The organism is Cellvibrio sp. pealriver (assembly GCF_001183545.1).
Taxonomy (GTDB): domain Bacteria; phylum Pseudomonadota; class Gammaproteobacteria; order Pseudomonadales; family Cellvibrionaceae; genus Cellvibrio.
In genome coordinates, this window is sequence record NZ_KQ236688.1 from 2,680,619 (window position 1) to 2,700,640 (window position 20,022).

A 20,022-nucleotide genomic window follows, 5' to 3' on the forward strand; every position below is an offset into this window, starting at 1 on the left:
CGCCCTAGCAAAATTGCCATGGCAAGTTCATCAGGCATGGGGGATTACTGTGCGTTTTACCCCGTTTCTGTGAACCATGTACGGCTAATCGCCATAGAGTCTCTGCATTATGGCGGCCAGTATTTTCATCTGGTACTTATCATGTCACCTATCACAGCGTTAGCCGCCCAGCTTTCTCACCCACTCCGCCCAGTTGTCGCCACCTGCTTCGCGCTGGGCGGACTGTTGATGGCCGCCCCAGCCAGCGCAATCAGTTACGGCGTTTATGATTCACGGGCACTCGCGATGGGGGGCGCAGCGACCGCCATAGGCACCCATGCCCAAGCTGCGTTTTACAATCCGGCTCTGCTGGCATTCCATAACCGTGAAGAGGAGGAAGGCCGCGATGGCAGGGTTTATCTACCCAGCCTTATTGTGCAGGTTTCAGACGGCGCGCAGGATGCCGTAGATGCAGTAGAAGATGAACTGGACATCCAGCTCAGTAATGCCGTCAATCAATTTAACAGTGCGCCCTTACAAACATCCGCCGGGCTGGTACGCGATGTCGCAACCGACCTGCGCGACCTGCTCGATGACATTTCAGATGATGATTTATCAGTCGATAGTTTTGTTGGCATCAACATCAGCGAGCCAAGCAACGGCGAAGGTGGCAGCTTTTATGTTGGCTCGCGCGTGATTGCCGGTGGTGTTGCCAATGTAAGCGATGAGGATCGCGCGCTACTGGAGGACTATATTGAATCCATGGGCAGGGTTGCCGCAGGCGAAGACCCAGGCAGCGTAGCGGCGGATTATCCGCAATTGATCGACACCAATGGCCAACTGATCGACCCCACCGAGACGCTTACCTCTAATGCTGATGTCAACGCACTGGTGATCAGCGAATGGGGCATGGCGATGGCCAAACAATTTGAATGGTTCGGGCAAGCGGTCGCTATTGGAGTTACCCCGAAATTGATGCGCGTTGATGCCTTTCGCGATACTGCAGACTTCAACGATAACCTGGGCTCAGTTGATGAAGCCGAAGATGAGTTTAAAGATACCCAGGAAACTCATCTGGCATTTAATGCTGACTTCGGCATTGCCACCACACTCGCCGAACACTACCGCATCAGCCTGACAGTGAAAGACGCGTTCAAAAAAACCTTCAGCACCAAACAGCAACCCGACTCTATCACCGGCGAAACACCCGAGCGCGATATCACATTAAGTTCGCGTGCGCGTATGGGGCTGGGTTATGTGGGGGAAAATTTTACCCTTGGACTGGATTACGATTTAAGTGAATCCACCCCCATGGCAGAAGAGGCAGGCATACAGGAATTATCGCTCGGTGCCGAATACCGCTTGTTTGATAGCCTCGCGCTGCGCGTAGGTTATCGCAATGACCAAACCGGCCTGCGCGACAATTTAATTAGCAGTGGGATTGGTTATCGCTGGAAACGTTTTGTGATTGATGCAGCTTATGCAAGCGGTGGCGATTATCGCGGTGGCGGCTTGCAAATGGGTTGGACGTTTTAATAAAAACATCAAAAAAAACCGGGCATAACGCCCGGTGAAGAACCACAAACACAAGCAAACCGTTTACAACTAAAAAAGTATTAGTTCCAAATTGAACCCAGAACAAAGGCACTCGCTGATTGCAGTGTCACCTCGGCATCGGCGTTCAGGCTGACGCTGTCATAGGGCGCGGTGGGAAATATCTGGCTGGTAAAAACACGCTCACCGCCATTCACAAAAATTTCAATCGATGAACGATCCAACACCACATCCAAATCCACTCGCGTTAACGCACCCGATAGCGCAGCGATTTGTGGCTTGGCAAACCCACTCTCAAATGCGACCTGACCTGAATCGGCGCGCTGCAACTGCAATTGCTTGCGCTGATTATCAATACTGAACACCACTCGCTCATCGCTATTGCCGATCACCAGACTTGCAGTTGTTGCCTGTTGTAAATGAATACTTAATTGGAAACGCTGGCGCATATTTTTCATCGCCAAGGCTTCGCCAACGTTGATGCTTTTAGCGGTGATGGGCTTGGTTAGTTTGAGCGGTGTTTGATGCAACTTTTCTATTTCTGCCACCAGGCGCGAATGCACGCGATAATCATCGCCGCGCTTCACCAACACCAATTCACGCGGCAAAGTCATGGCTCCGCGCCAGCGGTCAGTTGGGATCTGGTTGGCGTAATTCCAATTATTCATCCAGCCAGCAAACAATGTGCGCGAGTCTGTCGCAGGCAGGTTTGCCCAAGTGACACCGGCATAATTGTCCGTGCCATGGTCGAGCCATACACCTTTATCCATAACATCCGCAGCCGGGTGCGACGTTAGATCGCGCGCAAATTTTTTATCCAGCGTAAAGGTTTTGCCATCAAAATCGCCGACAAAATATTGCGTACCCGATCCACCGTTTGGCGCACCGGGATTAATACTCACCAATAGAACGTACTTTTCTTCCGCACTCCCCTCGACACGCATTTTGATAAGATCCGGACACTCCCACACGCCACCGTGTGCGCCAATTTGTTGGCCGAAATCGCTCAAGTGCTGCCATTTTTTGAGATCTTTGGATGCATAGAAACTGATTCGATCTTTTACTGCCAAGGTCATTAGCCATTGTTTTGAAGCTTCATGCCAGGTTACTTTAGGATCGCGGAAATCGGGAATATCCGGGCTTTTTAATACGGGGTTGCCTGCATACTTCGTCCAGCTGCGTCCTTTATCCAAGCTGTAAGCCAAGCCTTGTGATTGAAAGGTTTTTGCGCCGAGCTTTTCCGCCCAGTGATCGTGGTACGTGAAAATGGCCACCATCGGCGGATTTTTTTTGCTGCCAAACCCACTGGTGTTATTAAGATCCATTACCGCACTGCCAGAAAAAATAGCGCCGTGATGATCTGGAAATAATGCAATCGGCAAATGCTCCCAATGTACCAGATCCTTACTCACCGCATGCCCCCAATGCATAGGCCCCCAGATGGTGCTGTAAGGATTGTGCTGGTAGAAAAAATGATATTCACCCGCGTAATACACCATGCCATTAGGATCATTCATCCATTGCTGCACAGGTGAAAAATGGAATTGCGGGCGATACTGTTCCTGATATAAACCGGTTGCAGAACTTGCGCCGCCAGACGCAAACGTCTGCGTTAAGCTGCAGGTTAAACCGAATGACAGACCCAAGGTCACACCCAGCACAGAAAGATACCGTTTCATAAATTGGCCTTTTACAAGAAGTAATGATTCAAGCCATGCTGGACATGGGTGATACCCATATCCAGCACAGATTTCACAGACAACAATACGTATCAATAACCCGGCAACTGTTTGTACAAGCCGCCACTCAAATTAATTTGTTGCTGGGGAATCGGCAGATATTCATCGCGGCCTTTTACAAAAATGGCTTCATCCAAATAGGGTTTACGCAAACGCTCTACTTCGAGATATTCATCGATTGTTTCTTTCGCCACACCCCAACGCACCAAATCAAAAAAGCGATGCCCTTCTTGCCCCAACTCCAGACGACGCTCCCAGCGCAACGCGCGACGTGCAGCCGCTTGGTCAGCGAACGCTGGATACAAACCCACTTTATAAATACCCGCATTGTTCAACATGCCGGTACTGTTGGCAGCGCGGGCACGCAACCGGTTGATAATTGGTAATGCTTCATCCTGACGGCCGAGTTCAATTAGCGCTTCTGCTTTCCAAAGAAGTACATCGGCAAAACGCACCAATACCGTATTCAATGAAAACACCGGAAAGGGACCATTCTGCATGCGGCAATCACATTCAGGATGCTCCAATTCCTTCATCGAGATAAAGTTGCCGTAAATCGCCGGTGCGCGCGCCCATGCATTGGCATTTTCAATCATCAACGCAGTGTCGTATTTAAAAGGCTTACCTTGCATAGCGACAGTGTGATCCAAGCGCGGATCGACTGCATCGGTTGCTGTTACGTAGTTGGCAAGGTTAAAACTATCAAACAAAGGCAAACCTGCCGCGCTGGTTTTAAATGCATTGACAAAATTTTCGGTGGGCACATGGAACCCACAACAGCCAAATCCACCTTGCAAAGGCGCATTTAACGCGCTTGCCCAAGAGCCGCGGCCATCGGGCGATCCATCGTTATGCGAGCGCTGGATCGCGAAAACAGACTCTTCGCTATTTTCAAACTCATGCATAAAGTTATAGCCAAAATCATCGAGCAGGCCGTAAACATTCGCCGCCTCAATTTCACTGACCAAATTGACCACTTCAGTTAATTTGGTTTGGTTAATGGCAATGACCGCGTTGGAATCATCCTGCTCATAAGCTTGGAACAACAGGGTTTTGGCAAGGTAAGCTTTCGCACTGAGCTGATTGGCGCGGCCAATTTCAGGCTGAGTTACCGGTAAAGTAGTTGCCGCAAAACGGAAGTCTGCCGCTATGGCATCCCACAATTGCTGATCCGTCAAATCCATATTGGATACGGTTTTCACCTGATCGGAATCCATAGTTTCATCGATAAACGGAACGCGTTTGTGATGAATTTTCAAATCAAAATAAAAAATGGCGCGAATGAATTTTAACTCAGCCTCGCGAATTTTCTTTTTGGGAAAATCCGCTTCAGTGACATTCGCCAGCGCTTTCAGCGCGGTGTTTGCACGCGAAATTCCAGTGTAATTGCGCACCCATTTTTTATTATTGAGATCAATAAAATCCGGCGGATAGGATTCCATATCCGGAATAATGGCCGAATAGACTGACATAGCGTGATAGGCAAAAATATCGCCCGGCCCATTGCCGCCTTTGTGTGCATCACCCGCGCGCAGATCACCTGTTGGCCACCAGAAATTCGGCGCGGTGTAGTGATCATTGCCCAAATAGGAATACGCCGCCGTCACCAAGCCTTCAAGATTTTCATTGCTGGAAATTTGCTCTTCAGTCAATGTGCCTTTTTGGTCTTTACTCAAATCTTCTTTACAGGCAGTTAGGCCGCCGATCAATAAAGCAGCCATTAATACGCTTAACAATTGTTTGGTTTTCATCATCGATATCCTGTGAATTCTCGCTGTTGTTATTTATCGATCAAGGATTAAAAATTCATCTCGACACCCAGAGTGACTCGACGCGGATTGGGGAACACGCCATTAGGTGCTTCCGGGTCCTGACTGAGCGTACTGCTGGGAACGATAGTGATCAGGTTTTCACCGCTGAGATAAACACGCGCCCGTTCAAAACCGATGTTTTCAAAGGTGTAACCAACCGAGAGGTTGCGCAGTTTCAGATAAGTGGCCGACTCCCAATAAAAACTGGATTCGCGCCCTTCGTTATTGCGGTCTACCAAGGTGAGTGCGGGCACATTGGTGTCAGTATTTTGTGGAGTCCAGGCATCGAGCGTGCGGTCACCGTAATTGGAGCCGATATTCAGCGAGGTAAAATCAGTGAACAAACGCCATTGGTTTTTAATGTACCCGCCATGTACGCCTTGCCAGAACATATTAAAGTCCCACTGCTTGTAAGTGACTTTAACATTCAGGCCGTAAATAAAATCAGGATCTGTCGTTGCGAAAAAATCCTGATCCTGATCATTGATAACACCATCGCCGTTCAAATCTTTGTAGCGAATGCGCCCAAGACCCGCGCCCGATTGGGTGGCGTGTGCATCTATCTCTGCCTGATTCTGGAATAAACCATCGGCCACATAACCATACACAGTGTTGATGGATTCACCGAGAATCGTTTTATCGCGGCCATTGCCACCAAATGAATTAACAACCGCAGCAGGTAAATCGACAACCTCATTTTTTACCGCAGAAATATTGCCGGTGATGTCTACACCGAACACACCAAGTTGCGCCACTTCAAATTCATCGACATAACCCAACATTAATTCCACACCGCTGTTATCAATGGTGCCGCCGTTAACAATCATTTGCGCACCTTCACCTTCGGTGGCCAATGGCTGGGTTGTTGTCAAAATATCTTCCGTGCGCTTTTTAAACCAATCGACGCTGCCATAAACACGGCGATCCCACAAATCAAAATCCACACCAAAGTTTGTCTGGGTTGAGGTTTCCCATTTCAAATCAGGATTGCCGGTTTGGATTTTGGCAAAACCGGAAGGCAATGTGCCTTGGTCTGCACCATATAAATCGTAAGCAGTGCCTTCATCTTGCAAGGTAGTGAACAGCGACTGGGTGGCGTAACGCGATTCATAAATCGTAGCAATTGCGCGGGTGTTAATTTCCTGGTTGCCGTTTTGGCCCCAGCTCGCGCGCAATTTCAACTCATCAATTGCATCGATATTAAAAAAAGTTTCGTCGCTGATCCGCCAACCTACCGATGCTGAAGGGAAATCACCCCACTGATTGTTTTCACCAAAACGCGAAGAACCATCGCGACGCACAGTAACAGACGCGAGATATTTTCCATCGTAGTTATAATCGACTTTGCCGAAGTAGGATTTCAAAATCCATTCATTGCCCGAACCGGTCACTGCCACACCGCTGGAACCTTGCGACAAAAATGCATAATCACGATCTTGCGACGCAAAACCGGAAGCAGTGCCGCTAAACGCTTCACTTTCAAAATCAATCGTCTCGGTACCAATCAAAGTATCAAAATGATGTGCATCCGCGAGCGTGAATTTGTATTGCGCTGTGTTAGACCACACAGTGCTGAGATTCCAATCGTCGGTCACTGTTAAACGATCACTAAACTGCAAACTGCCTGCGGTAAATTTTTTAGTGAAATTGCGGAATTTGAATTGCCCGTAATTAACACCGTAACTGCTGCGCAAGGTCAGGTCGTCAATTGGGGTCACTTCAACGTACACATTGCCCAATACTTTATTAAAGCGGCTGACATTGTCACGGTTCATTTCAATAATGCGCACCGGATTGTCGCGGTCGGTAATGCCCGCTGTCGGCCCGCCCCAACCTTCACCATCTTCTGTGCGCACCGGCACAATCGATTGCTGCTCTATAGCAAGGCCGAGAATATTGCCCGCTAAATCATTGACCAGATTTTGCTCCTGATTGGTAATGGTCAGGTTCTCACCAATTTTGACTTTGCCGTCGGCAAATAAATGCTCCGAATTCAGGCGTGCACTGATACGCTCAAATGCCGAACTATCCACAACGCCTTCGCGCTTCAAATAACCGAGCGATGCATAGGCCGATGTATCGTCATCGGCACTGGATAAACCTATGTGCACATCTTCGGAGGTTGATGAACGGGTGACCAAATCAAACCAATTGGTATCTGCCGGGCGCATGGTTTTTGCGCCGTCAATATAAGTGGGCAGGATCACTGAATAGAGTTGCGGATTTTCATAATCACCATTCCAGTCATAGGAATAAAGCGGGCTGGCATTATTGGGATTGGAGCCGTCATTCACTGCTGCGCGCCATACGGCTTCGCCGCGCTGTTGGGTGTTGAGCGGATTCAGATCGTAATCAAAATTTTCTGTTGTATGGTTGACCTTCACATCCAAATGCGTGCCTTCACGGCCTTTTTTGGTGGTCACAATAATGACCCCGTTAGCCGCGCGCGAACCGTAAATACTGGCCGATGCTGCATCGCGCAATACCGCTATGGATTCAATATCGTGGGAATTAAGCTCATGCATGCCCGAATTGGTCGGCACACCATCAATCACATAAAGTGGATCGTTGTAACCCAGCACCCCCAAACCCTGGCCGCGAATGCGCACCGTTGCGTTTGAACTGGGGCTACCATTGGTAAGGATCTGCACACCGGGGATACGGCCTTGCAAATTTTGCATGATATTGCCGGACGGTTTGCTGCTCACTTCATCCAAATTGACAGCAGCAACCGCGCCGGTGATGTCTTCTTTTTTGGCAGTGCTGTAACCCACCACCATCACTTCTTCTATCTGGCTCTCTCCTGCCTCTCCCGCGGTATTTGCTTGCGCATCGAGCGCTTTTTCTGCTGCAGGCGCAACCTCAGTACTGACGATCTCCTCCTCGCTTTGCGCTTGCGCAGCCGATGCCATCACCGCCGAATGTACCGCACAAAAAACGGCACTTAGCACAAATTGTTTTTTATTCATGATCACGATGCCTCGTTGATTATTTTTTAATAGTTATTTTTCAAGCGTTAAATTATTCGCTCCAGACAAATATATAACACTGATTAACTTAATTAAAGATTAATTCGCTATAAAAATACCAAACAACGACCTATTACCGGCAAACACCCATAAAATAAAATACTAACTTATTGATTTTTATCAATTAAAATAAACCAAAATGAATAATCACAAAAAATAAAAATTTATTACATTGATTTACTTATAAAACTAAATAACAATAGATAAAACATATAAAAAGAATATTTTTTGTGTTTAAAAACTGAAATTTTGTTACCAGTTTTCACTAAAAAATGAATTGTGTTACCGATTAACACAATACAAACACATAAGTTCACTTTTTAAAAATGCAGCGTTTCTAGTTTCGCAGAGGAAAAAATAATGATTGCGGTGATTGGCGAGAACATTGTTGATTTATTGATGCAAGCCGATGGCAGTTTTAAACCCCATCTGGGAGGCTCACCTTTTAATGTGGCAATTGGCATTGGCAGACAATTAATTCCCTGCGCTTATTTAACGCCAGTATCCGAGGATGTGTTTGGTGTGCAGTTTGTGGATTATTTAGCAACAAATGATGTGCACTACGCTGCTGGTCGCCGCTCGCCTCTGCCATCGTCAATTGCATTGGTAACGCTGGATCACAGTGGCCATCCGCACTACAGCATTTATCGCCATCACATTGCCGACCGCGACACCACCGCCGCACAATTGATTCACGTACTACCCGATACCACCCGGATTCTGCACACAGGCTCACTCGCACTGGAGCCGCAAGATCTGCCAGCCATTATTGAAGTACTTAACCATGCTAAAAAGCGCGGGATAAAAATCAGCGTGGACATTAATGTCCGGTTGCAATTTGTTTCCGATGTGCGCGCTTATATTGATGGCCTGCAGCAAATTATTCCGCTGTGCGATTATCTGAAAGCCAGCGATGAAGATCTGGCGATGCTCTACCCCGGCCATAGCGAAGCGCAGGCCATCAACATTATCCGCGAGCAGCTGGACAATTCCCTGCTTGCTTATACCAAAGGCGATAAGGGTGCTCGCCTGATAACAAATTCGCTCGACATCAGCACCCCCGTTATTACCCCCAGCACAATAGGTGACACGGTCGGCGCAGGCGATACTTTCTACGCTTGTTTGCTGGCGTATTTGCATGAATTTAATCTGGACAGCTGCGACAACAGCCAGCTGGATTACAAGGACCTTCACAGCGCATTGATACGCGCGGCTACCGCAGCGAGCATTAATGTCTCACGTCATGGTTGCCTGCCACCCACCCGCAGCGAACTCCTGCTCGCACTAGGCCACTAATGATCCGCTGATAAAACAGCGCAGCAAAAACGGAGCATTGAATATGCCGCCCAACTGGCGGCTTGCACATCATAGGGTTATCATCACACCCGTTTTATCCTGCACTTAATTTATTAATTTCATATTCATGTTTTTTATTGCCCACAAACAACTTGCAAGTAACCAACCATGAGTCAAGGCAGTAATTCTTCCACCCTCCGCCAATACAACGAACGCGTTGTCATTTCCGCATTGCGCAAAGCCGGTGCAGCATCCAAAGCCGATTTATCGCGCTTGATGGGATTAACACTGCCCGCACTCACGCGCATTGTGGACGATCTGGAACAGCGTGGTTTGATTGAAAAATCCGGGCGGCGCAGCCAGGGTGTTGGCCAACCTTCGCACCTTTATCAAATAAATGATGATGGACTCTATTCGGTGGGCATTAAATTAGGCAGGCAAAATATTGAATTTGTGCTGGCCAATTTTGCAGGTCACTTGCTGGCAAAATCTACCGCCGATTACAGCTCACCAACGCCATCAGATTTGTTGTCCATTATCGAGCAGGGCGTTGCGCACATGGTTAGCCAATTGGATGCCGCCGCGCGCACACGTTTCGTGGGTGTCGGCATTGCCATGCCCTGGTTTATTGGAAAATGGGCCGAGCATAACGAAATGAGCGATGAAGTCGCGGCGCAATGGGCCGCCGTCGATTTTGCCAAAGAATTGGAAGCGCGAATTGATTACCCTATTTTCTTTGAAAATGATTGCTCGGCTGCAGCCGCGGCTGAATTGTATTTCGGTAAAGGCAAACCCTACGAACATTTTTTATATATTTACATCGGTAGCTTTGTCGGCGGCGGTTTGGTGTTGAATGGCGACCTTGAGCGCGGTATTCACAGCAATGCTGCATGCCTTGCCACTATTCCAGTCCCTTGCTCATCACTTGATAGCCGCGCACGCGAACAAAAATGGGACACACTGATAAACCGCGCTTCCATTTCCACACTGATCGCTCATTTAAATTTCCACCAGGTTGCTATCAATCACATTTCAGAATTGGCATTAGTCATTGATGAGAACCGCTCACTGGTACACGACTGGATGGTGGATTGCGCCGACAGTTTAGTACACACAATTCTCTGCAGCATCGGCTTCCTGGATTTGGAAGCCGTCATTATCGATTCAGAATTACCGAACTATTTGCTCAGTGAATTAGTCAGTATGGTTCGTCGCCGTCTGACGTCTATGCAACAACAAAATTTATTCATCCCTCAATTACAACAGGGGAGTCTGGGTGAAAATGCGATTGCAATTGGTGGAGCCATTTTGCCGCTGTATTCACACTTTGCCCCGGACAAAACGGTGCTGCTAAAAGGTGGCGTTCCTGATCGATTATCGAACCACTAACATCCAGTAACACATTTTTTATTATCGATACCTATAAAAAAGCGGCTTATTTCAGCCGCTTTTTTATTTCATTGCTCTTTTTTATTTGATTGTTCCCGTAAAAACTCAGCGCACATCAGCACTCTTGTCAGACATATTTTCCGAAAGCGATTCCAACGTGCGCCCCTTGGTTTCCGGCATCATGAAGAGCACAAAAATCAATTGCAGCACCATCATACCGGTGAAAAACAGGAAGATAATGTGTGGCTTGAATTCGTTGAGGAAATACGGCATCAGCAACGCAATCAACGCTGCAAACACCCAGTGCGTACCCGAGCCCAGTGACTGCCCTTTTGCCCGGACACTGTTGGGGAATATTTCTGAAATAAATACCCAGATAACAGCGCCCTGACCAATAGCATGTGACGCAATAAACAGGAAAATAAAGAACACCACCAGCAAACCGCCTGCACCGGTATAAAATGCCCAGGCGACGACAGATAGCGAAATAATGTAACCAAAAGAACCTATCAACATCAGCAATTTGCGCCCGGCCTTATCAATCAGGTACAAGCCCAACATAGTAAATATAAGGTTGGTAATGCCCACACCCGCGGTGGAGAGCAAGGATGATGAGCTATCCATTCCCGCCAACTCAAAGACGCGCGGCGCAAAATAGATAATAAAATTAATTCCCGAAAGCTGGTTAAAAAATGCAATCAAAAACGCCAGTAATATCGGCACATTAAATTTTCCGGAAAACAATTTATCGCTCGATGCTACCTGTTGGCTGTGACGGACATCGCGCACAATTTTTTCCACATCTGGCTCATTCATCATTTGCCATACAGCGCGCGCATGTTTTTCGTCGTTTTTCTTCAACAACAGCCAGCGTGGGCTTTCCGGCACCTTTAATACCAACACAAGAAAAATAAAGGCGGGAATCACTTCTACACCCAGCATCCAACGCCAGTCATTTTCACTGATACCGGCCAGTAAATAATTGCAAAAGAATGCCACCAAAATACCGAGCACTATTTGGAATTGGTACATGGCCACCAAACGGCCGCGGTGTTTAGCGGGCGCGATTTCCGAAATATACGCAGGCACAGCAATGGACGAAGCGCCCACCCCCAAACCACCGATAAAACGCAAGAGTGAAAATGTATAAGGGTCCTGCGCGATAGCTGAACCGAGTGCAGAGACCAAATATAAAACACCAATACCGATCAGCGTCAGTTTTCTACCGTACTTATCGCAGGGAATGCTACCGAATAATGCCCCCAGTACTGTCCCCCAAAGCGCGGAAGACATAATCAGCAGACCATGCACCAATGGGCTGGTATTCCAGAGCCTTTGTATTGGTTGATCCGCACCGGAAATGACCGCCGTATCAAAACCAAATAAAAATCCGGCGACCGCAACTGTAATCGCCCAAAAAATAATTTTATTCATACCACTACACCTGTTTATTTCTAAAAATGCCGCCGGTGCTTGCTAACAAGCAAATACCGGCGACCAAAAAACGTTGTTATTTTTATAACAATAACTATTGCGCAAAACGCTCCAGATTACTGACGCTGATTGCATCTGCAGTGGCATAGACACCAATTTGATAATCCGCCAATTCGTACAATCTGAAACTGAGTGCGCGATAGCGGTTAAAATACACCGCACCGACACCTGCTGCAGGATCTAACAGGATCTCAACCTCCACTCCCGCAACAGCATCCAGAGGTGTCGCCACAACAGGATTATCGGCATTTGCCGCATCACCTGCGCGGTAGTATTTCGCCCACTCTTGCGCGGCATTAATTTCAATAACCGCCAATTGATTAGTCAGCGGATTGCGCAACTGAACACCAAAAGTTGCATCGGCGTTATTACTGGTGACACGGAATGAGAGCCGGTTTTTTTGTGCAGATTCTGCAAGGGTGAAACGCGCATTTGCCGCTACCGCAATCGCGCTTCCGCTCTCACTTACATCGCCTTCATTCCAGACACGGGTAACAGGCTGGGCGCTTGCCAAACCGGCACGCAATTTTTCCGGTAGGAATACTGCCAACTCATCACCCGCTGTTTTACCAACCTGATGCACCATTAAATCGCCACCCCAGGTGGAGGCACCGGTATCACTCCGCCCCTGCTTGTGCGCCACCCAACCAAACAGCAAACGCTCATCGTCATGACCTGCGGTACGCGCAGCATAAAACGCTTTGCCATCCAGCGCTTCATACACTGGCTTACTCCATGCAGATCCTGTTTTTTGCAAATATTTCACCTGCCGTGAATTATCGCGTTGATCGGAATACACGATAAATGGCGTTTGTGCCAGCGTGAAATAGTCCGCCACTTCAAGATTGAGCGGTGAGGTTTCAGTATAGAGTGGAGCCGCCGCTGTCCAACTATTTAAATCATCCGATGTATATAAACCTATCGCCGCTTTTGATTGGTACCGCGATGTAATCAGCATCCAATATTTTTGTTCCGCTTCATTCCAGAACACCAAAGGATCACGAAAATCAAAATCACTGTAACCTGCCGATCCGGTAAACGTCAGCGATGGCTGGGGAGACCAGCGCGCTAATGTAGCGTCATCCGCCGTTGCATGCATTACCGCTTCTACTGGTGTAATTTGCGCATTGTGCCCGGTGTAAAAAAGATGATACTGGCCATTGCGATCTTTGATCACACTGCCCGAACCAATCCACTGATCCTGACGCGTGGCATCGCCCGATGCAGGTAGCACCTCCAACGGGTAGGTCATGCTCAACAGATCATGGGTTTTTGCCAAATACCACGGATGAAAACCGCTGTTCTGCAAGTAATAAATATAATAGTTTCCGTTGTCGTAAAACGGATTGGGGTCGCCCATATCCAATCGTAGCGATTTGCCATGGCCCGCTGCGATACTGACAACACTATCCGCAACCGGTGTGGCCGCCGCTTTGTTGCCCTGACGGAATTCATCCAACAAAATAAACGGGAAAGAACCATCTTCGAGCGAATTATCGTGCGCATCGATAATTTCAATTTCTGCCTGCTGGCCAATTAACGCCGAAACGTCCCAGCTCGCCCAGCTCAATTCTTTTTCCAAACCATTGCCCGTTGCATGACGAACAATTTTTCCATTCACACGTAGCACAACCGCCGTTGCGCGCTCACTGTCAAAACGATTAATGCCACCGCCTGCCAAAAAATTAATATAGCGAGCGTTAATGGTGAACCTTGGGCTGCGCAAAGTGCCGGTTGCCTCCCAGCCATACCAACTGCCAGCGACATCGGCACCATCTGCAAAACCTTGCCCGTAACTGGCAAAGACACGATCTCCTAATTTGTTAATGATATCGCTCGCCCATTGGCCGCCGTCAAAGCGAATAAAATCGCCGCTCGCAATAAAACTGTGATTTTGATAAGTGTCGTAACGGCCACAGCAAAATTCAAATCCGGCAATGTGCTGATTGGCATCGGTCAGACGAGTAAATAATGCATCACCGGTAGACTGGGGCGCAGTGGTAATGTCTACCGCACTGACTGGAACCTTTGAGTCCGCTGCGGGCACCACAGCCGCCTTATTGGCACTGCGGAATTCATCTGCCAACACATAAGGCACTGCAGTATCGGAATTATCATTCGGGTGGTTATCAATAAATTTTATTTGCGCCGTTTTGCCAGCAAACTCGCTCACATCCCAGGATTCCCAAGTCACCTTGTTGACCTGATTTTTGCCGTGAGCCTGACGCACGACAACACCATCAACGAGCAAGACCACTGCGGTTGCATTGGCTGCATCAAAGCGATTGGCTCCGCCACCGATCAAGAAATTTATGTAGCTGTGCCCAATGGTGAATGCAGGGCTCAACACACTGCCTACCGCTTGCGGCCCCAATTGCGCAGCCGATGTATCCTCAGGGTTTTCGTAACCATCGCCGTAGCTGGAAAACACTCGTTCACCGAGCGTGCCTTCAACGCCGCTTCCCCAAAATCCACCATCCAACTTGATGAAATCACCCGTCGCCTCGACAAAAGAATGCTCTTGATAGGTGTCGTACTGGCCGCAACAAAATTCGAAACCGGAAATATTTTGTTGGTTATCACTGGCGCGCACAAAAAGGCGATCCCCTTCGGTGCCCGGTGTTTGGGTAATCGGTACCGTAGTTGAGCCGCTGGAAGAGTTACCCGCACTGCTGGATGGGCGCGACCTCAGCACATCCGATACTGTTTGCCCCTCTTCCAAAATAATCAGTTCAACGTCGCTGTTGGCACTGCTTTTACCGTCACTTCCGCCCCCGCAACCACCCAACAAAAGGGTTAGTGCGCAGAAGCTGGATGCTCCCGCTCGCATCCAAAGTAAAGGGTTGATTATGTTCCGCATTATTTTTATCTCCACGATTAATGTGCTATTGAGACCTGTTTTGGTTTTTGCTTGCCTGTGGTTCTGGCTTATTGGCCATAGCTTATTATTAACTTACATTGATTTATGTATTAGGTTAGTTATGGGCTTGTATTACTGTCAATTGGTTTTGGATAAATGTAGATTTTTCGGCTAAAAAATGCCTTTTACTCAAGAAAGTATTACCGAAATACACACAATAGATAAAAATAACTGTGCTTAAGTTAATACTTAAAATTTCAATGGGAATGTCGAGGAGACAAAACAAAGAAAGGGACGAGCAGGATAGTTGGCAGGGAATAATAGGAAGGTGTATGCCTGAACAGGCACACCAATAACCCAAAAGAATTAATGCCTAAGGCAAGCTGGGCTATTTCATAAACTTGCTGATATCAAATATCTCGGCCGCATGGGCGCGCATAAATTCGATGAATTCGGCCTCAGGTAGCGGCCGCGCAATCACATAACCCTGGGCAAGATCGCAGCCGTCTTTTTTCAGTAAGTTGAGTGTTTGGTCATCCTCGACACCTTCGGCAACGGTGATCAGCCCGAGTTCGCGCGCCATCAAAATGGTGGAGCGGACAATGCTGTGGTTGCGCGGATTGCCGAGCATGTCGCCAACAAATGAGCGGTCGATTTTTAATTCGCGAATGGGGAATAAACTTAAATACGATAGCGATGAATAACCGGTGCCAAAATCATCAACCGCTGCGTAAATACCCAGCTCGCTTAATTGCATAAGCACATTTTTCACACGCTGCGGGTCAGAGGCGACCGAGGTTTCGGTCAGCTCCAATTTAATATCGCCGGGCACACCCTGATAACGTATCAGCGCCTGATTAATAATTTCAGCAAGATTGGTTTCAATTAAATCGTACGCGGCAATATTCACACTGATGCAACAAGGCAAGCCGCGTTTGCGCAACAGCACGGCAACACGTACGGCATCGTCAATCATTTGCTCTGTGACTTGTTCAATTAATCCAGAGTTTTCCAATAACGGGATAAATACATTGGGCGGTACCATTCCCAATCGCGGATGCTGCCAGCGCACCAGAATTTCGGCCGAAAGAATTTTGCCGGTGCGCAAATCCAGCTGCGGTTGGAACACCGGAAAAAGCCCCTGTACGTTGCCATCAATAAAAATAGAAATAATATCCAGATCAACGCGGCTGGGCTCCATTGATGGCTCATAAGCCAACCAACGGCGACGACGCGCCTCACTCATCGCCAGCGCCGTTTCCGCATGACGCATTAATTTACTCGCCGAGCGACCATGTTCTGGCCAATAGGCCGAACCACCGACAAATTGCGAGGTGAAGCCAGGATCGGAATCGGCAAGGTCTGCATACAACTGGTCAAATAACACCAGCGCATTGCTTTTATTGCCTCTTTCTTTATTGAGAAAAAGCGCAAACACACCGCGCCCTAAATACGATGCCAACACATCGTCCATTTTTAACAAGTGCGCCGCAAACACACTGACAATCATTTCGGCGCGTGAAAAACCGAGCGTGCGCACAATCACATCCAGATCGACCAGCTTGATCACCAATAACTCTTTTTCCTGCTTCACAGGTAATTGGTGCGCGTGAAAATAATCATCCAGTTGATCGATAAAATACGGCAATTTCGCCAGACCTGTTTGCGAATCAATATTCGCAACGCGGCGCAACTCCCCTTCAACAACATCCCGCTCATGCAGCGCACTGCGCAACTCTTGTGTGCGCAATTCTACGGTGCGTTTCAAGCTCCAGTACCACACCCCGCCCAACACCACTACAACTAATAAAATGACAAAACCCGTGAAAAAAAAGTTCAGCCATTTGCGCGACGTTTGCACTGGCTCTAATTCACTTTGCCACGCTTGGTAGAGAGTTTGGTAAGTGCCATCAGCAATCACAGTACCCAGCGAATTTTGTAACCATTCCGCTAATTCAGGTCTGTTTTTATTGATCGCAAATGCATAACCTCGCGACCAAAAAGGCGCGCCCATACGCTCCAGTTTCCAATCGCGCTGGCGCAACAAATTATCCACCGTCAAGCTCGTCAGCACTGCATATTCCGCATTTCCGTTTAGTACCGTTTCAATCGCGGTCAACGTATTGGATGTCAATACCAATTGCGGTGCGAGCGCGGCGGCACGCAGCTGTTGATGGGCAAAGGATTCTTCTTCTACCGCAACGCGTTTGCCAATAAGTTCATCAATAGAGGAAACGCGCTGGGTGCCGGGCACAGCGTAAATAGAATGTGTTAGATAATAATAAGCGTGGGTAAAAATAAATTTTTTTGCGCGCTCAGGCGAATAGTACATAGGCACCACATCAATACGCCCTTCTTCCAGCGCGCGCATGGTGTCGGGCCAGGCATCCAGAACATGTTCAGCACGGCTTCCGCCTTTTTGAGCGACGGCGCGAGCAAGCTCAACATTGAACCCTTTGGCCTCACCATCTTCGAGCCATTCCAGCGGGGGATAAGCGAGATCGCCACCAAACACGACTTGCGATGGCGGCTCATAGAGAGCATCTGGAGTTTGGGGAATTTGCGCCGCTAGTGGGGCAGCAAACACGCTGGCAACAAGCAATAACAAAACCTGTTTGCCTGCGCGCAAAATGGTCGCGCGCGCAATGACTGCGATGATGCAAGCGATATACAAAATCATGCAACGAAGGAGGGAATCAGGGCGCATCCTTTTAATACTCACGATTAATCCGCAATATCCGCCGAGGACATTTGAGCACTCTCGAATATCCACTAAGACTAGGGTATGAAATCCATTTCTACCAATGGCTGAACGCTATGTCAGGAAGTAAAAACAGCGAGATGATTGGCTAGAAAGCCAATACCAATGAGCGGGATTCAAGCTGGAGCTGGCGACCTTCACCGGCAACCTGAATGCGAACCACCAAATCCGGCGCAGGCAACACGCCCTCACCGCGCGCAGGCCATTCAATCAGGCAAATATTGTCGTCAGCAAAGTAATCGCGGATGCCCATGTATTCGAGCTCTTCCGGATCGCCAAGGCGATAAAGATCAAAGTGATAAATACGGCGCACTGCGCTTTGGTCGCGGTTGAGCTCATAACCCTCAACCAATGTATAGGTGGGGCTTTTCACGGCTCCTTGATGGCCAAAGGCGCGCAAAATTCCGCGGGTGAGTGTGGTTTTGCCTGCGCCCAATTCGCCCAACAAATGTACCGTGACCGATTGCGGGTGCATCGCCAATAAATCGCCCACACGGCGGCCAAACGCAACCATCTCGTCTTCGCTGTTCAATTGGCATTGATACTGGTGCATCGCAAACCGCCCCTTACAGCAACTGCCCAAGGTAGGGAATTAAATCGGTCGCCAGCAGACTGCGCTGGCCAAGGTCATCGGCAGCGAGATCGGCGGCGCATGCATGAATGACCGCTCCCAGACGCGCTGCATCGGGTAGCGACAGCGATTGGGCAACCAAAGCACCGAGGATGCCCGAGAGCACATCGCCCATGCCGCCGGTCGCCATGCCCGGATTGCCATCGGTTACGACACCGATCACACCATCAACCGATGCCACCAAACTGCCTGCGCCTTTTAAAATCACACTGGCGTTGTAGCGGCTTGCCAGCGCACGCACTGCAGCAAAACGGTCGGACTGGACTTCCGCCGTGGTGATACCAAGCAAACGCGCGGCTTCAGCCGGGTGAGGTGTTAACAACCAAGGGCTATGTTGCTGATGCCCGGCGGCAGGGACTACGCGCCCTTCGGCGAGAATGTTCAATGCATCAGCATCCAGCACCAAAGGCAAACCTGACTTCACTGCTTGCTGCAACATCTGCTCGGACCAGGGCGAGCGCCCCAAACCGGGCCCTACCACCAATACTGTCGGGCGCGCCAACAAAGGCTCCAATTCCTGACCAGAGACAACACCGCACGCCATCACTTCAGGGCGGCGCGAGAGAATGGCTGGAATATGCTCAGGGCGTGTCGCCACACTGACCAGACCAGCACCTGAACGTGCGGCCGATTCTGCCGCCATCAGCGCGGCACCGCCGTAGCCGGTATCGCCACCAATCACCATCACATGGCCAAAATCACCTTTGTGAGCATCGGCGGCGCGTGGAGCAAGTAGCGCGGACAAACTCGACAGATGCAAACGCTCCACGTCTGGCTGGGCATGATCATAAGTAGACTCAGGCACCTCCAGATTAGCAAGGACTAACTCACCAACCAGTGCTGCACCGCGCCCGGTGAGTAATCCACGTTTGAGCGCAATAAAAGAGATGGTCAAGCTGGCCGACACCGCAACGCCTGCTGTGGCACCGGTATCGGCATTCAAACCAGAGGGAATATCCAATGCCAGCACCGGCAACCCTGATTGGTTGATCTGGTTAATCGCTGCGGCATATTCCTCCGAGGGTGCGCCGCGCAGTCCAATGCCCAGCAGTGCATCCACAATCACACCTGCCGAAGGCGCTATCGCGTGTGCGAAAGACTGCATCTTTACGCCTTCCTGCAAGGCGAATTCATAGGCCTGGCGCGCTTCACCGGTGAGCCTTTCAGGCGCGGCTAATTGAATCACCTGCACCGGCAAGAGCCTCTGGGCAGCCAGAGCCGCCAGTACATAACCATCGCCGCCATTCTTACCTGCACCGCAATAAATATTGATCAACTCCGGAGCAGGAAACCGCTCCTGTAGCAGATCAAATGCTGCCCGTCCGGCGCGCTTCATCAATTGGATGGAGGGAATACCACCGGCGATAGCCGCAGCATCCAACGCGTAGGTGTCAGCAGCGGTGTAAAGATAAGAAGAGTCGGCGGTGATTTTCATGAGCGGCAACCAAATAGCGAAAGAAAAATGAGGCGCGATTATAC

11 protein-coding genes are annotated in these 20,022 nt (G+C 49.0%); 3 read left to right on the plus strand and 8 right to left on the minus strand.

Features of this window, described 5'->3' with window-relative positions; genetic code table 11:
• Positions 1-18 precede the first annotated feature (18 nt).
• Positions 19-1,515, plus strand: a complete 1,497-nt coding sequence (traF, locus tag VC28_RS11535) for a conjugal transfer protein TraF (protein ID WP_082191514.1) — start codon at positions 19-21, stop codon at positions 1,513-1,515.
• Between the two features lie 80 nt (positions 1,516-1,595).
• On the opposite strand, the gene VC28_RS11540 is transcribed toward traF, so the two are convergent.
• The 3 genes from VC28_RS11540 to VC28_RS11550 all read right to left on the minus strand — a co-directional run bounded on the left by VC28_RS11540 (position 1,596) and on the right by VC28_RS11550 (position 8,052).
• Positions 1,596-3,212, minus strand: a complete 1,617-nt coding sequence (locus VC28_RS11540) for a glycoside hydrolase family 32 protein (protein WP_049630775.1) — start codon at positions 3,210-3,212, stop codon at positions 1,596-1,598.
• 92 nt (positions 3,213-3,304) lie between these two features.
• Positions 3,305-5,023 (minus strand): RagB/SusD family nutrient uptake outer membrane protein, encoded by a 1,719-nt coding sequence (locus tag VC28_RS11545; protein ID WP_231591733.1) that lies wholly within the window; start codon positions 5,021-5,023, stop codon positions 3,305-3,307.
• 47 nt (positions 5,024-5,070) lie between these two features.
• The gene (locus VC28_RS11550) at positions 5,071-8,052 is read right to left on the minus strand and encodes a SusC/RagA family TonB-linked outer membrane protein (RefSeq protein ID WP_053094196.1); all 2,982 of its coding nucleotides are present in this window, start codon (positions 8,050-8,052) and stop codon (positions 5,071-5,073) included.
• Positions 8,053-8,472: 420 nt separating this feature from the next.
• Here VC28_RS11550 and VC28_RS11555 point away from each other — a divergent pair, with 420 nt between their 5' ends.
• Positions 8,473-9,408 carry a carbohydrate kinase family protein gene (locus VC28_RS11555; RefSeq protein WP_049630777.1) on the plus strand — a complete coding sequence of 312 codons (936 nt, stop codon included), beginning with the start codon at positions 8,473-8,475 and terminating at the stop codon, positions 9,406-9,408.
• A gap of 168 nt (positions 9,409-9,576) precedes the next feature.
• Positions 9,577-10,797: an ROK family transcriptional regulator gene (locus tag VC28_RS11560; protein ID WP_049630778.1), complete on the plus strand. Its 1,221-nt coding sequence runs from the start codon at positions 9,577-9,579 to the stop codon at positions 10,795-10,797.
• 105 nt (positions 10,798-10,902) lie between these two features.
• Here the strand turns inward: VC28_RS11560 and VC28_RS11565 are convergent, their stop codons facing one another.
• The 5 genes from VC28_RS11565 to VC28_RS11585 all read right to left on the minus strand — a co-directional run bounded on the left by VC28_RS11565 (position 10,903) and on the right by VC28_RS11585 (position 19,978).
• On the minus strand, positions 10,903-12,231 hold the full coding sequence (locus tag VC28_RS11565) for a sugar porter family MFS transporter (protein WP_049630779.1): 1,329 nt from the start codon (positions 12,229-12,231) through the stop codon (positions 10,903-10,905).
• Between the two features lie 94 nt (positions 12,232-12,325).
• Positions 12,326-15,151, minus strand: a complete 2,826-nt coding sequence (locus VC28_RS11570) for a glycoside hydrolase family protein (RefSeq protein ID WP_197085519.1) — start codon at positions 15,149-15,151, stop codon at positions 12,326-12,328.
• A 388-nt stretch (positions 15,152-15,539) separates the two neighbouring features.
• Positions 15,540-17,873 (minus strand): EAL domain-containing protein, encoded by a 2,334-nt coding sequence (locus VC28_RS11575; RefSeq protein WP_156184322.1) that lies wholly within the window; start codon positions 17,871-17,873, stop codon positions 15,540-15,542.
• Positions 17,874-18,000: 127 nt separating this feature from the next.
• On the minus strand, positions 18,001-18,465 hold the full coding sequence (gene tsaE / locus VC28_RS11580) for a tRNA (adenosine(37)-N6)-threonylcarbamoyltransferase complex ATPase subunit type 1 TsaE (protein WP_049630781.1): 465 nt from the start codon (positions 18,463-18,465) through the stop codon (positions 18,001-18,003).
• A gap of 13 nt (positions 18,466-18,478) precedes the next feature.
• Complete coding sequence (locus tag VC28_RS11585) at positions 18,479-19,978, minus strand: bifunctional ADP-dependent NAD(P)H-hydrate dehydratase/NAD(P)H-hydrate epimerase (protein WP_049630782.1); 1,500 nt, start codon at positions 19,976-19,978, stop codon at positions 18,479-18,481.
• Positions 19,979-20,022 lie beyond the last annotated feature (44 nt).

Coding starts and splice junctions, on each gene's coding strand:
- VC28_RS11585 (WP_049630782.1), bottom strand. CDS start 19,978: ATGAAAATCACCGCCGACTCTTCTTATCTTTACACCGCTGCTGACACC.
- VC28_RS11550 (WP_053094196.1), bottom strand. CDS start 8,052: ATGAATAAAAAACAATTTGTGCTAAGTGCCGTTTTTTGTGCGGTACAT.
- VC28_RS11540 (WP_049630775.1), bottom strand. CDS start 3,212: ATGAAACGGTATCTTTCTGTGCTGGGTGTGACCTTGGGTCTGTCATTC.
- VC28_RS11570 (WP_197085519.1), bottom strand. CDS start 15,151: ATGCGGAACATAATCAACCCTTTACTTTGGATGCGAGCGGGAGCATCC.
- tsaE (WP_049630781.1), bottom strand. CDS start 18,465: ATGCACCAGTATCAATGCCAATTGAACAGCGAAGACGAGATGGTTGCG.
- VC28_RS11545 (WP_231591733.1), bottom strand. CDS start 5,023: ATGAAAACCAAACAATTGTTAAGCGTATTAATGGCTGCTTTATTGATC.
- VC28_RS11560 (WP_049630778.1), top strand. CDS start 9,577: ATGAGTCAAGGCAGTAATTCTTCCACCCTCCGCCAATACAACGAACGC.
- traF (WP_082191514.1), top strand. CDS start 19: ATGGCAAGTTCATCAGGCATGGGGGATTACTGTGCGTTTTACCCCGTT.
- VC28_RS11565 (WP_049630779.1), bottom strand. CDS start 12,231: ATGAATAAAATTATTTTTTGGGCGATTACAGTTGCGGTCGCCGGATTT.
- VC28_RS11555 (WP_049630777.1), top strand. CDS start 8,473: ATGATTGCGGTGATTGGCGAGAACATTGTTGATTTATTGATGCAAGCC.